Source organism: Arthrobacter sp. S39, from assembly GCF_004320525.1.
GTDB lineage: Bacteria > Actinomycetota > Actinomycetes > Actinomycetales > Micrococcaceae > Arthrobacter.
On the sequence record NZ_SIHX01000001.1, the window covers coordinates 820000 to 833070 of the forward strand.

Below are 13071 nucleotides of genomic sequence, written 5' to 3' on the forward strand. Positions count from 1 at the left end.
GTCCGTTCGCAGGTCCTGAGGAGGGGAAAGTGGTATCAAGGAAAATCTCCGGAATCTTGAGACGATTTGGAAGGGGCACCTCGCTGCTTCTGCGGCCGGCGACTAGACCCATCAGCATTGGCGTTCCACTTATTGAAACGTTATTGCGATAGTTGTTGCATTCAGCCTAGGATTAGGGAACCGGTTCGTCAATAAGTCTTCCCAACGTTGTGAGACGTTCCGACGCTGCCACACGTCGTTGCCCGTGTGCTGCGTGCAGTGTGAACTCGAAGTCCGGCGCCCTGTCGTCCGGCGCGGCGGTACGCCCGCCGTTCCAGCCCTCAGTGGCGGAAGCGCGCCTTCCGAGTACAACCACTGGTAAATGAAGGACTCAGGTATGAACATGAGCACAAACGTGACGAGACCATGGATGGACAAGCGGTTAACCGCAGGCGAACGCGCCGACCTGCTCTTGGACAAGCTGAGCCTTGACGAGAAGATGGCCCAGGTCTCCTGCTACTTTCCGACCGACATAACGCAGACGGGCGACTTCTCGGAGCGTTTCCCGTTCGGCATCGGTGAAGTATCGTGCCTCGAGGCCCGATCCGCCCTCACACGAGACGAGGTAACGGCGTTCCAGCGGACAGTTCAGGCGGAAGCCATGGCAGGTTCCGGGCACGGGATCCCTGCAATCTTCCACATGGAAGGACTCTGTGGCGCGTACATTCCGGGAGCGACGGCATTCCCCTCCGGGCTTGGACGCGCAGCGAGCTTTGACGTCGATCTGGAGTACGCCGTGGGGCAGATCGTGGGGAAGCAGGAACGGGCCCTTGGCATAACGCATACCTTGGCGCCCGTGCTGGATGTCTCCCGCGACCCGCGGATGGGACGGCAGGGTGAGACCTACGGCGAAGACCCAAGCCTCGCAGCCGCTCTCGGTGTCGCCTGCACCCTGGGGTTGCAGGGCGAGGACGCAGCTGGCCGGCGCACAGAAGCGGTGGCAAAGCACTTCCTCGGCTCGCACCACACCGAAGGCGGCATCCACGGAGCCCACTGCAATGTCCCTGATCGCCTGCTCGTGGAGGTGTACGGCAAACCCTTCCAGGCAGCGATTACCGTCGGAGGGCTGCGGGGCGTGATGCCTTCCTACAACTCCGTCGGCGGCGAGCCCATGTCCGCCTCCGTCCGGTTGCTGAAGACCCTGCTTCGGGAACAGATGGGTTTCGACGGCTTGTTGGTCTCTGACTACGGCGCAGTGGGGAACCTGCACACCGTCCAGCACGTAGCGCAGTCCCCAGCCCATGCCGGTCTGGCCGCCCTGCGCGCGGGAATGGATGTCGAGCTCCACGTGCCGCAGGGCTTCGGGCGAGAACTGCAGGAGTGGTTCGCAGACGGACGCGCCGATGTGGCCCTCCTCGACCGGGCGGTCCGCGAGGTGCTGACCGCAAAGTTCCGGATGGGACTCTTCGAACACCCCTTCGCCCCCGACCCGGCTGAGCGAGAGTCCGCATTCCAGTCGTCCACCGACAGGGAAGTCGCTGTGCAGTCAGCCAGGGAGTCCCTTGTCCTGTTGAGCAATGATGGCGGGCTGCCTTTGCGGCCGGATGTGCGAACACTCGCGGTTATCGGCTGCCATGCAGCGACAGCCCGGTACTTCTTCGGCGGCTACACCCACTACTCCATGGCGGAGGGAAAACTCGCCGCAAACTCCTCAATGGCCGGCCTCACCACAAGCAGCGAAAACCATCAGACCGTGACCAACACCGTTCCAGGCACCACCATTGAGGCCTCCGACGGCCCCGCCTTCGAGGAACTGCTGCAGCACCAGCAGCCCGGCATCCGGAGCCTGCTCGAGGAACTCCGCATCCGGATGCCCGAAACGGAAGTGAGCTGGGCCTACGGCTACCCAATCGCCGGCGACGACGACTCCGGACATAACGAAGCGATCGCCCTCGCCGAGAAGGCCGACGTCGTGCTCCTAACACTCGGAGGAAAACACGGCACGGCCTCCATCGCCTCGATGGGTGAAGGCATTGATGCGACGGACATCAACCTGCCGCCCTGCCAGGACAATCTGATCGTCAAGCTCGCTAGTTTGGGCAAGCCGATGATAGGCGTGCATCTGGATGGCCGACCGGTGTCCAGCGACGCTGCAGACACCCATCTGGCCGCCCTCCTCGAGGCATGGAGCCCGGCCGAAGGCGGTGCCGAAGCCATCGTCGACGTCCTCACCGGCGCCCATGATCCCAGCGGCCGACTGCCGGTGAGCATAGCTCATAACGCTGGCCAGGTCCCTGTCTACTACAACCACCCACATGGGTCGGCCTGGCACCAAGGCTCCAGTATCGGATTTTCCGACTACGTCGATGCACCGCACACCCCGCGGTATCCGTTCGGGCATGGGCTGTCCTACACCACCTTCGACTACGCCGATCTGACCCTGTCGAAACATGAGGTCGGAAGGGGCGATACGGTCGACATTTCCCTCACAGTGACAAACAGCGGTGACCGGGCCGGGACCGAGGTCGTACAGCTCTACATCAGCGACCGGTTCGCCGTGGTTTCGAGGCCCGTTCTGGAGCTCGCCGGCTTCCGCCGGCTCGAACTCGAGCCGGGGCAGACTGCTCAGGTCGAATTCCATCTCGATATCAGCCAACTGGCCTTCCTCGACGACAACATGCGCTGGCGGGTTGAAGCCGGAGAAGTGGACATCATGGTGGGAAGCTCCTCGAACGACCTACGGCTTACCGAGACCCTTTCCGTCACCTCGGACGCTCTCATAGACGGACGGACCCGGGAATTTTACGCCCGGTCTCACGAGCGGCGCTTGGAACGGCCAAGTGCCGCACATCGAATCACCACTTAGGCCACGCCACCTCCTTTAGCAACTCTTTGGGCCCAGGAAAACAACGGAAAGAGTATCGATGGCGTCATATGACAGCATCCGCCCAGGTCAACCTTGGCTTGACACAACCGGTAGCCGCATCCAGGCACACGGCGGATCGATGCATGTGGAGGACGGCGTCTTCTACTGGTACGGCGAGAACAAAGAGCGGACACTGCCAGGGAGCGGCATCTGGCATTGGGGGGTTCGTGCCTACTCGTCCACCGACCTCTATAACTGGGAAGACAGGGGCCTGATCATCCCGCCCGTCGAGGACGATACAGGATCACCACTGCATCCCACGCGCTTCATGGATCGGCCCCACATCATCTACAACCGGTACTCCAAGAAGTACGTCTGCTGGCTGAAGATCATGGAAGACGGTGCCCAGCGGTCCACTATCCTAGCCGCCGATTCCTTCCTGGGACCATACGAAATAGTGAAAAGCGGCGTCAGGCCCCTCGGCATGAACGCCGGCGACTTCGACCTGGTTATTGAGCCGACAGATGGGAAAGCTTATTACTACTTTGAGCGCGTACACAGCGAGATGATATGTGCAGACCTTACCGAGGATTACACCGGAGTCACGGGCTACTATTCAACGCATTTCCATCACCCGGCGCCACCGTATGTTCGGGAGGCACCGGCTCACTTCAAGCGTGGAAACACACACTATCTGGTCACCTCAGGAACAACTGGATATTTTCCAAATCCCTCGGAGCTGGCCAGCGCTCCGTCCTATCACGGCCCGTGGACGGTTCTCGGCAACCCCCATGTTGAGGACAAGAGCGAAACGTCCTTTCGGAGCCAGATCAGCTGCGTCTTCAAGCACCCCAACAAATCGGACCTTTACATTGCCATGGCCGACAGGTGGAGGCCGGATCTCAGTCCCGAAGATTCTGACGCCCGCGGAATGTTTGAACGGCAGTTTGCCGGTACTCCATCCCCCGATGACGTACAAGAAGACTTCAGCGTCATCGACACCTCGCAATCCGACTACGTTTGGCTGCCCTTTACGTTTGATGGAGATTTTCCCGAGCTGAGATGGCAGGACGAGTGGCGGATAGAGGATTTCGACTAATCAGAGAGTGGACCAACAGCTGGTTGTCATACGACGCGTGCTTTTACGCCGGCCGTACCACGGCCAAGGGAAGCTCGGCCGTTTGGTTCCCGGATCAGGGCTGGACCCCCGTTGGAAAATCACATGATTTCGTAGGCAAGACTCCCATCGCCGCCGTATCGTCAATGAGATCACATCCCGGGCAACAGACTCTGCGGCTGTTGACCGGCGGCGCTTACGGTCGGATATAATCCCAATATTCCAATTAGTGATACTAATTTTCAATTGTTTGAAATAACCTACTAGGGAGCCATGACTATCCCCTCAAACCATGTAACGCCCGGCTTCGAAGCCGTAGCCGCAGCGTTTTTTGCCACTATTCCGGACGGATGTCGCGCGGGCGCGGCCCTCTCTGTTTGGAAGGACGGAGTTCCTGTTGTCTCGCTGTCGGCCGGCACGGCTGACGGGAGTAACCGCCTCTTCACTAGTGAAACGCTTATTCCCGTTGCTTCTGTGACTAAGGGTCTGGCTTCTCTGGTGATCGGTCGACTGGTCGAGTTGGGGAGGATGCCTTCCTACGACACGGAGATCGGCGAGTTCTGGCCGGAGTTCGCCGCCCACGGCAAAGGCAGACTGTCAATCGGCGATGTTTTAGCTCACCGGTCCGGTCTTTCTGCACCACGGGAGGCCTTGCCCAAGGCCGTCTACCTGGACTCTATTGCCACTGCGGATGTCCTTGCCGCCCAGGAACCACTATGGACACCAGGCGAAGGTCACCAGTACCACAACATCACCCACGGCGCCCTCACCGCAAAGCTCGCACTCCTGGCAACCGGCCAATCTCTTGGCAGTTTGTTTGCCGAAGAAATGGCGGGGCCTTTGTCCGCCGATGCTTGGATCGGGCTTCCTGAGGTGTATGACGAAAGGGTCGCCTCGATTGTGCCCGAGCCATCTCCCCCTGCCCCCGCTACTTCCGACCCCAATTCCTACTGGTTGGAACGGGCCGTGAATCTTGGCTCGGGAGTCGGGTTTCCCGCCCTGGTGGAGTCCTCAGAGGGCCGGCGCGCGGAGCTGCCCGGCGTCAATGGTTTCGCTTCTGCTGATGCCGTCGCGAAGATCTATTCTGCCGCCGTCGTGCCAACCGAAGGGGTCCGCTTACTTTCGGATGCGGGCGTGGACGAGCTTCGCAAGCCCCGCAGCAAAGGGATGCCGGTCTTTGGAGGCCCCCCGCCCTATCAGGCCTTTGGCGCAGGCGTCATGATCGCGTCACATTGGGACCCCTACCTGACCGAATACTCCTTCGGCCACGACGGCGCCTTGGGACAAGTGGCCTTCGCGGACCCATACTTCAAAATCGGCTTCGCCTACGTCACCAACCAGGCTGGCGACTGGGAACGCGGTAAATCAGTGACGGAAGCGTTGCGGCGCGCCCTGACCTGACCATGCGGCAGCCTTCCAGGTTCGACGTCTCAACAGGCGATACCCGGGCAGGCCCTGACCCAATGACACCCCCGCCCGCGGGTGATCCAAATGAAAAAAACAACGACTTTGAAAAACGAAAGAGGTTCGGATGGCGAAGGAAGAACTGGCCCAACCCCCTGTGAGCACGATTGCAGTAATCGGCGCCGGGACCATGGGCCTGGCCATCGCCCGGCTCTTCGCGGGCAACGGGCGCAACGTACGCATCTACGATGAGCGAGTTGCGGATTTGCCGGAACTTTCCGGCATCGAAGCCTGCTCAGACCTGCCATCCTGCCTCGTGGGCGCAGAAATCATCTTCGAGGCCATTACCGAGCAACTGAACGCCAAGCAGGCGCTCCTCCGTCAAATTCAGGAATTCGTGGGTGCGGTCCCCGTGGCATCCAACACCTCCACCTTCCGTCCCGGCCAGCTGGCTGAGGGATTGGTTCACCCGGAGGCGATACTCGTCGCCCATTTCTTCCACCCGGCAGACATCGTCCCGCTGGTGGAGTTGGTGCCACATGCAACGACTGCTTCATCTGCGCTGACCTTGACAAGGTCGCTTATTGAAGAGGCAGGCAAGGTGGTCGTGCCCCTGAGCCACGAAGTTGACGGTTTCATCGCTAATCGGCTGCAGGCCGCACTCATCCGTGAAGCAGTTTGGCTGCTTCGACATGGAATAGCGTCGGCTGAAGAAATTGACGCAGCCGTTGTGCATGGCCTCGGACCCCGGTGGGCGCTTGCAGGTCCCTTTGAGGTCATGGACCGCGGAGGGCTTGACATATGGCAGGCGGTAACAGAGCGCCTCTTTCCGCTGCTCAGCGTCGAGACGTCCATTCCCGAGGAAATTTCGTCCCGGGTTACGCAAGGCGAACTGGGCGCAAAATCGGGGCAGGGCTTCTACGCATACGACGCACACTCGGCATCGCCGCTAAACCGCTTGAGCGCCGTTCTGCATGCCGCCTCAACACCGACCCCCTCCTAGGGCCCGGGCACCAGCTGGGTTCCGGCCAGCTTCCAAATTCCGGCAACCACCGTGGAACCTTTGACATCAAGGGACTGCATTCGAAAACAACCCACAATGGAGACTTCTATGGCAATGGCTGCCGCTCCCGACGCCCCCCGCTTTGAGCACCGCACTGACTCGGGTCCTGTACTCGGACTTGGATCGGGGGCGCCCCGGCTCTCATGGTCAGTGCCAAACGCCGACGCCGGCTACTCACAGACAACCTACGAGATTGAAGTAAGCCGTGATGGTGCGGCAGAGGTCTACACGATCGAAAGCCACGATCAGGTCCTGGTTCCATGGCCGGCGCCAGCCCTGGTCTCGCGTGAACAGGCGCGTGTGCGTGTCCGGGTCGCGCACGGCCAGGACTGGAGCGAATGGAGCGAGCCGTCTGTCGTGGAAGCCGGACTCCTCGACGCCAGGGACTGGACAGCCGATTTCATCAGCCCCGTTGGCATCGGAGGACAGGACATGCCCGCGCCCATCCTGACCGGGTCATTCGAAGTGCCGGCCGAAATCAGTAAAGCCCGCCTCTACGCAACTGCACACGGAATCTACGCCGGCACGTTGAACGGCCAGCCCATCGACGACAGCGTCCTGGCTCCCGGGTGGACCTCCTACGACAACCGCCTTCGCTACCACACCTACGATGTGACAGCCTTGATGCGCCAGGGCACCAATAACTTGGACATGCTGCTTGGTAACGGCTGGTACCGCGGGCGGCTCGGCTTTGAAAACAAGCGCGCCCTCTACGGGGACCGGCTTGCAGTGCTCGCCCAACTCGAAGTCACAACGGTCGACGGCGGTACTCATGTCCTGCTGTCAGACGGCTCCTGGACGGCACGGGAGAGCAACATCCTGGCCGACGACTTGTACGACGGACAGCGGACCGATCTCAGGATCGCCACCCCCGGCGAGACCCCGGCAGCAGGAACGGTCGAAGTGATCAATGCTGACCTTTCGCGGCTCGTAGCTCCCGAAGGGCCTACTGTGCGCCCGACCGAAGTCATCCCGGCGCAGTCCGTGTTCACCTCACCCTCAGGACAGACGCTTGTGGACTTTGGCCAGAACCTTGTCGGCTGGATCAGATTGCGGGTACGCGACCTGCCGGCAGGAAGTGAAGTTGTCGTCCGCCATGCGGAGGTCCTGGAGAACAGCGAGCTCTGCACCGAACCACTGCGCTCGGCCAAGGCAACGGACTCCTACATCGTTGCCGGCATGGCTGACGAAACACTCGAGCCTTCACTTACCCTTCATGGCTTCCGCTACGCGGAGGTTGCGGGTGTACCCGGTCTCAAGGCCACAGACATCGAAGCCGTTGTTATTGGATCGGACCTGCGACGCACCGGGTGGTTCTCCTCTTCGAACGAACTGCTCAACAGGCTCCACGAAAACGTTGTGTGGAGCATACGGGGCAACTTTGTGGACGTACCGACCGATTGCCCGCAGCGGGACGAGCGCCTTGGCTGGACAGGGGATATCCAGATCTTCGCTCCCACGGCCTCGTTCCTCTTCGACACCACCGGTTTCCTCAACTCCTGGCTAGCTGACCTCGCCGCCGAGCAGCTGCCGGACGGATCAGTACCCCACGTCGTTCCCGACGTCATCCATTCGGACTACACGAATGCCCCCACCGCAGCGTGGGGTGACGCAGCAGTGCTCGTTCCTTGGACGCTCTACCAGCGGACAGGCGACCAGCAGGTTCTTGAGCGGCAGTTTGCGAGCATGTGCGCATGGGTGGACAAGATCGCCAGGCTGGCAGGCCCCGACCACCTGTGGGCGGGCGGTTTCCAGTACGGCGACTGGCTGGATCCCAGCGCACCACCCGAGGATCCCGCTCGCGCCCAAACAGATCCCGACGTCGTCGCAACGGCCCACTTCGCGCGCTCCGCAGAGGTGCTCAGCAAAGCAGCGGGCGTGCTTGGACGAGGCCAAGAAGCGGCACGGTACGCCAAACTGGCCGACGAAGTCCGGGCCGCCTTCGCCCGGACTTTCGTGACCCCTGCCGGCAGAATCCTTTCCGACAGCCAGACGGCTTATGCTATGTCGTTGGAATGGGCGTTGCTTCCGACTGAGGAACAGCGGGCGGAAGCCGGCCGCCGCCTGGCCGATCTGGTGCGCATGAGCGGATTCCGGATCAGCACCGGATTCGTCGGCACTCCTCTCGTATGCGACGCCCTTACGTCTACGGGACATGTGGAGACTGCCTACCGGCTCCTTTTGCAGACAGGCTGCCCTTCATGGTTGTACCCGGTCACCATGGGGGCGACCACGATCTGGGAACGGTGGGACAGCATGCGGCCGGATGGCAGCGTCAACCCTGGCGGCATGACATCCTTCAACCACTATGCCTTGGGCGCGGTCGCGGACTGGATGCACCGCAGCCTGGCCGGCCTGGCGCCTGCCGCAGCCGGCTACCGCGAACTGGCCATTCGTCCGTATCCGACGGCGGCTCTTACGTCGGCGTCCGCCGTTCACCTGACCCCGTATGGGGAGGCTGTCGTGGCGTGGGAGCGTTCGGACGGACGGTTGAAGCTGGACGTGAAGGTGCCGGTGGGCGCGACAGCCCAGGTTCATGTCCCTGGTTTCCCCGAGCCGGAAACGGTTGCCCACGGCGAACACGCATGGGACGTTTCCGATCCCACGGCAGGCTCGGAGGGCCTGGCGGCCGAAACCATCCGCGACGTGCTTGATTACATGCCTCACGCGTGGTCGGCGGTGGTGGCTGCCGCCGTCGAAACCGGCATCACACCCGAGGGGGAAGCACAGGCGGCAGACAAAATCAGCAGGTACCTCAATGAGCCGGCCAACACGTTGGGAACCGTGCTAGCGCCCGAACCGTGGGTCGAAGCACGGATCCCGCTGCGGGCGCGCGTGGCCGAAATCCTCGCTGAGCCGCGTTCATGACGGCCCTCACAAAAGCCGGGAACTCCTCTCTGGTCCGCCGTTGCTGGGAGGGCGCCGTCCGAGGCGGCTACGTCAACCACGGCCGAGACGTACCTCGATGAGGATGACGTGATCTGGTGGGCCAAGGGAGGCATCCTCCCGGATGAGAGGCGACGACGATCACAGGGTCATCTACCTCGGGTTGGGCCGCCCCGGTTCCGTTCACTCGTTGTACCGGTCGGATCTGCCTGGCATGTGGCCGTCATTGACACCTGGAACATGACAACTGATACATTGCCGGATGCCGTGCAAGGGCGGGTGGTGGTCGATCTGCCAGGGCGGGAGTACATCGCCATCCGAATCCGTCGCGCATGAATCATTGGCACAAAATTTCGAAATCCCGATAGCCCTCGTTGGGCTTCTGATCCGCACCACTTCGCGGCAGAAACATCAATCTGTTGTGAGGAACCGGCATGGCGCCAAAACTGAAACACGGCCAGGACGCAGGACAACTTCAGGCCCACCGCAGCAAGGACAACTTCCCGCTCGTCGGGCTTGTGGTCCTTTCTGCTGCCATCTTCATTTCGATGGCGACGGAGTTCCTGCCGGCCGGACTCATCCCACAGCTATCCGCGGATTTTGACCGCTCGGTATCCGAAGTCGGGAACCTCATCACTGTCTTCGCGTTGACGGTCATTGTGTCGGCCGCACCTCTGGCCATTCTCACCCGCCGGATTCCGCGCAAGGGAATGGTCCTGGGCTCGTTTGCCATCATAGGCGTGGCCAATCTTATGACTGTAGTTTCGCCGACGTTTGAGGTGCTGCTTGTCGCGCGTGTGCTGGGTGCAGTAGCGCACGGTGCGTTCTGGTCCGTTGTGGCGGCCTATCCGGCGCATCTCGTTCGCCCCTCACAGTTGGGAAAGGCCACAGCGGTCACGGCGGCCGGGGGTTCTGTCTCCGGTGTAGTCGGGATCCCTCTCGGAAACGCCTTGGGACAGGCCTTCGGATGGCGCGTGTCCTTCGCCGTGCTCGCCGCTCTCGTGCTGATCGTTCTTGTGTTGATGATCCGCCTCCTGCCGGCAGTAGCCGGGCAATTGCCCGCCCCGGCCAGGAAAGCAAAGGTCCGTGACGGGCAGGACAGCACATTGCCCGCCGTCCTCATGGTTTGCCTGCTCATCCTGCTTGTCGTTGCGGCGCAAAACGGATTCGGAACCTTTCAGGTGGTGTGGTTGCTGGACGTCGCTGATTTCGCCCCCGGTGCCATCCCGGTTGTTCTCCTGGCCGGAGGAATCGCAAGCGCGGTCGGAGTCGCCTTGGTGGGTGGCCTCTACGGCCGGTTCCCGCGGAGGTTGTTCCTCGGTGGGATGGCAGTCATGGTTGCCATGCTTTGCGCAGTTCCGGTGGCCGCGGCCACCGGTTCAAAGGCTGGCGTGTGGATTCTCATCATCCTGATGGGGGCCGTTTTCGGAGGCATACCGGTCATGCTTCAAACCCGGATGATGTGGTCGGCTTCTCCGCGCAGGCGTAATCTGGCCGCGGCCCTTCAGACCACCGCATTCAATGTCGGCATCGGCGGAGGGGCATTCTTCGGCGGCCTCGCCTTGGAGGAAACTTCCTTGGCCGTTTTGCCTTACTGGGCTGCTGGCGGCATGTTCCTTGCCTTAGTAACGGCCGGTATCTGGGAGATCTACAGCGGGCCTGCTCGCAGGAAAGTTCACCCGAAGCCCGCAAAGAACCGGATACGCCACCGTGCCGAGGAATAGTCCGTCTCGGGCATGGCATCTCCGTGTTCGCTGCACCGCTGTAGTGCAATCAGTAAGCGTGTAAGACGCGTGGGGGTCTTTGAATGCCGATGTGTTCGGTGGTGATCTATTAGGCGGTGCGCTCGGGCCTCGAGTTCCTGGTTGATGAGCTCGACGCAGAACGCGACATCAAAAGAAATAATTTCATCTATTAGAACGAAATTCCGTTTACACTTGATTCGTTGCATGTAATGAATCAAGTGAGCAAGTGCCGATGTCGCGCGAGCGTCTCTACGCGGAAGTCCGGACGCGCAACAGGCTCACGATGACGCAGAGGAGCGCTATGGTCCAGGTCTCATTCAACGATGGATGGGGCGTGCGTTCGTGGGTGAGTATCTTCGCGGCTCTCGGCCGTGGCAGGTCGCCCGCTGTAGCCGTCACTCTGCTGCACGATGCCGTCACTGTGATCGGCGACAGGCCCGGCACAACTGCACGCTTGGCCCGACCGCATCCGACTCGTCGCCGATCACATAGACCTCGCCTTGGGGACCCTCGAGCTGCGCGACGCCGCAGGAACGCTGATCACCTGCGATGACAGCGAGCTGACCACAACTGTGAGCAGAGCCGGAGTCCTGCAGGGTTTCGGCAGTGCGCCCCACCACAGCCGAAGGATATCGAACGGGCCCGCCAAACACGTTCGAAGGCCGGGCTCTCGCGATCGTTCGACCTACCGGCTAAGGGCCGACAACCCCTGGCGGTGGCAGGCGAGGGACTCGAGGATGTCACCCTCGCCCTGCACGCCGTCTCCACATGAACCGCCATTGAAAGTGAAAGGGAAGTGCAGATGACGCACGGGACAACAGTGGACCTACTCGCGGAGAGCCGATTTTCACCGGTCATCGACGCGTTCGCCAATACGCTCGACGAAACAGATCGCAGCGGTGCCGCGTTGTCGGTGTGGCTGGACGGGCAACCAGTGATCGAGGCACGAGGCGGCACCGCCGATGCGCGCACCGGGGCGCCCTGGCAACCGGATACGCTGGCGGTCGTCTTCTCCTGCACGAAGGGGCTGGCGGCGATCGCCATTGGCCATCTACTGCAGTCGGGAGCCCTGAGCTCGCTCGACATGCCGCTCGCGGACATCTGGCCCGAGTTCGCCGCGCACGGCAAGGGCGAAGTCTCGGTCGGCGATGCACTCGCCCATCGCGCGGGGGTTCCAGCGCCCAGAGTCGACGTGCCGCTCGACCAGTTGCTGGACGGCAATTCATTCGCTCGCATCATCGCGGAGCAGGAGCCGTTCTGGACTCCGGGAAGCGCCCACCAGTATCACGCAGTGACGGTTGGAGCGATCAGCCAACAGATCGTCTCTCGTATCGCCGGTCGTTCACTTGGTGACTACTTCGCTTCTGAAATAGCGCGTCCGCTAAAGGCCGATGCGTGGATCGGTCTTCCCGCCGAGCACGAGCCCCGGGTGGCTCACATAATCGAAGGCCAGCCCGCCCCGCCTTCGCCGGACGCCGACGGGAATCCCGACCTGGAATGGCTGACGAGGGCGATCACCCTCGGCGGCGCGATCCCTCCGAACCTGCTCGGACCAGGGCTGGGATTCAACGAGCCTGAACTGCACGCCTCAGAGATCGGCGGAGCAGGAGGGATCTCGAGCGCCACAGGACTCGCTCGCATCTGGTCGGCGACCGTGGTGGAGACCTGCGGAGTGCGGCTGTGGAACACGGCGACAGCTCGAGCCCTTGCTCGGCCTCGCAGCGTGGGAACCCCATTTTTCGATAGCGGTCCGCCGCCGTACCAGTCCTGGGGGGCGGGAGTGATGATCTCCTCGGGATGGGATCCTTACCTGACCCCGGCCTCGTTCGGGCACGACGGCGCCGGTGGACAGGTGGCATTCGCCGACCCAGACTCCCGCATCGGGTTCGCGTACGTGACAAATCGGCTCGTCGACATGGGGCGTGGCATCAGCGTCGTCACTGCTCTTCGCGACGCACTCGAATAGCGCAACGTTCCCCGTGGGATCGTTACGCAGGTTGGGTTGGGATAG

At 61.9% G+C, this 13071-nt stretch carries 7 protein-coding genes; all 7 read left to right on the plus strand.

From position 1 onward, the window contains the following. Positions 1-376: 376 nt before the first annotated feature. On the plus strand, positions 377-2845 hold the full coding sequence (locus tag EYS21_RS03850; RefSeq protein WP_242633264.1) for a glycoside hydrolase family 3 N-terminal domain-containing protein: 2469 nt from the start codon (positions 377-379) through the stop codon (positions 2843-2845). Positions 2846-2903: 58 nt separating this feature from the next. Beyond that, positions 2904-3944, plus strand: coding sequence for a family 43 glycosylhydrolase (locus tag EYS21_RS03855; protein ID WP_131131832.1), 1041 nt, complete (start codon positions 2904-2906; stop codon positions 3942-3944). 291 nt (positions 3945-4235) lie between these two features. Continuing rightward, on the plus strand, positions 4236-5363 hold the full coding sequence (locus EYS21_RS03860) for a serine hydrolase domain-containing protein (RefSeq protein ID WP_131131833.1): 1128 nt from the start codon (positions 4236-4238) through the stop codon (positions 5361-5363). Between the two features lie 130 nt (positions 5364-5493). Then, positions 5494-6369, plus strand: coding sequence for a 3-hydroxyacyl-CoA dehydrogenase family protein (locus EYS21_RS03865; RefSeq protein WP_131131834.1), 876 nt, complete (start codon positions 5494-5496; stop codon positions 6367-6369). Positions 6370-6477: 108 nt separating this feature from the next. Further along, positions 6478-9297 (plus strand): alpha-L-rhamnosidase, encoded by a 2820-nt coding sequence (locus EYS21_RS03870; RefSeq protein WP_131131835.1) that lies wholly within the window; start codon positions 6478-6480, stop codon positions 9295-9297. 452 nt (positions 9298-9749) lie between these two features. After that, on the plus strand, positions 9750-11039 hold the full coding sequence (locus tag EYS21_RS03875; RefSeq protein WP_131131836.1) for an MFS transporter: 1290 nt from the start codon (positions 9750-9752) through the stop codon (positions 11037-11039). A gap of 823 nt (positions 11040-11862) precedes the next feature. Further along, the gene (locus tag EYS21_RS03880) at positions 11863-13026 is read left to right on the plus strand and encodes a serine hydrolase domain-containing protein (protein WP_131131837.1); all 1164 of its coding nucleotides are present in this window, start codon (positions 11863-11865) and stop codon (positions 13024-13026) included. The last annotated feature ends 45 nt before the right edge of the window (positions 13027-13071 follow it).